Origin of the sequence: Ornithinibacter sp., assembly GCF_035443565.1 — a bacterium.
Taxonomy (GTDB): domain Bacteria; phylum Actinomycetota; class Actinomycetes; order Actinomycetales; family Dermatophilaceae; genus Fodinibacter.
Map to the genome: position 1 here is coordinate 1 of NZ_DAORSO010000301.1, position 1,824 is coordinate 1,824.

2 protein-coding genes are annotated in these 1,824 nt (G+C 40.9%); one reads left to right on the forward strand and one right to left on the reverse strand.

Annotation, left to right across the window (positions count from 1 at the left end; translation table 11 throughout):
• Window positions 1–29 precede the first annotated feature (29 nt).
• Window positions 30–1,349: an IS1380 family transposase gene (locus tag PLL68_RS15925; protein WP_324535349.1), complete on the forward strand. Its 1,320-nt coding sequence runs from the start codon at window positions 30–32 to the stop codon at window positions 1,347–1,349.
• A 255-nt stretch (window positions 1,350–1,604) separates the two neighbouring features.
• Here PLL68_RS15925 and PLL68_RS15930 read toward each other — a convergent pair.
• On the reverse strand, window positions 1,605–1,824 hold a 220-nt coding region (locus tag PLL68_RS15930), incomplete at its 5' end, for a GNAT family N-acetyltransferase (protein ID WP_324535347.1).

Genomic DNA, 1,824 nt, shown 5'->3' on the forward strand with positions numbered 1-1,824 from the left:
ACCAACAACCAAAGAAAGGGGTTCTCTCAATGGCAACTTTACACGAAAATACGCTAAACTTCAACAAAAAAATGACGGTTACAAATACTGGAGGTAATCTCTCCACGGATGCTGGTCTCGTTTTAGTTAAAGAATTCCTTTATTCAATCGGATTCGAACAGTTGATGGAGAAAGAGCTTCATTTTCAAGACTCCCGTCTCTCACCTACACATTCGAATGAAACCATCCTTGAACAACTGATTTTCCAATTAATTGCAGGCTATGATACCGATGCATCTGCCAACATCTTACGTCATGATCCTTTCTTCCAGCAGATGCTTGAAAAAAGTACATTGGCTTCACAACCTTCGCTTTCGCGTTTTTGGGATCGCATTAGTGAGAGTCCCGATGCGCTTTTGCAGCTACAAGCGCTCAATCAAGCGATGCTGGATAAGGTACGCATACAACGTAATGCAACAGAACTGGTTTTGGATTTGGATTCCACCTATAGTGACACCTACGGCAACCAAGAAGAAACGGCCTTCAACAGACATTATCAAACAACCGGTTATCATCCGCTCGTTGCCTTCGATGGTCTGACCAAAGACTTTCTGAAGGCGGAACTGCGTTCCGGAAACACATACTGCTCAACCGGAGCAGCCGATTTTTTGAATCCGCTTCTTGAACACTATAATCAGACTGTTCCAGTCAGCACCATTCTTGTTCGCGCAGATAGTGGCTTTGCAGCGCCGGAACTGTATGACCTCTGTGAAGAAAAAGAGCATCAGTACGTCATTCGACTCAAGCGAAATCGCCGCTTATTCAAGATGGCGGAAGAGTTTGTTCAAGTTGGGGATGAGACCGAATGGAGTCAGAAGGAAGAGTATTTTTACTCCATTCGCTACCAAGCAGGTACTTGGAAGCACGACCGTAGGGTTTGTATTCGTTCCGTAAGGGCAGCTGATGAACTGATTTTTCACCATGAGTTCATTATCACCAATCTATCCGATGCTGTCTCGACTGAACAAGTCTATCAAACGTATTGGAAGAGAGGTACCATGGAGAATTTCATCAAGGAAGCGAAGAATGGTTTCTTCTTCGATAAGACGGACAGTTCTCATTTCTTGGAGAATGCTGTTCGCATGATGGTCAGCTTGCTTTCCTACAACATCAACAATTTTATGCGTACACTAGCTTTCCCAGAAAAGGCCAAAGGCCTACAGATACAGAGTATTCGTCTTCGGTTTTTCAAGATTGCCGGGAAACTGATCCACAGCGGAAGACGCATGATGCTAAAACTCAGTACCCATCATGTCTATCAAGACGAATTTTTTCATATCTTACGGCAAATTCAATCCTTGTCTTGGTGAGATCCCGCTAATTTAAAAAAATCGTTCGAACAAAGGGATTAGTATGCCCAAAAACACAATAACAATCGCATTCCGTGCTTCTTTTCGTCTCTAAGAGACGTTTTGAAAGGGAAAAAATAATAGCTCTGCCAAAAATCCAATATTGCAGATGAAATAGAGTTGTTCATATCAAGATTTGGGGTGGTATGAATAATTCAGGTCTTTATAACTTCTTTTAAGTTCACTGAAAAAAATCTATTTAAGATACTCGATGAATTATTTATTTCTGTCTTCATATTCTTTTTTAAGTAGCCGATACCATTTCAAATCTTTGAATTCTCCCCGGATCAAGATAGCTTCCTTAAATTCCCCCTCATATATAAAATTGCATTTTTGGTAAAATTTATTGGCTCGCAAATTCTCTGACAACACATTTAAATAAATTCTATGTAACCCTAACGCCTCAAAGCCAAGTTCCAATATTTTTTCCGTAGCA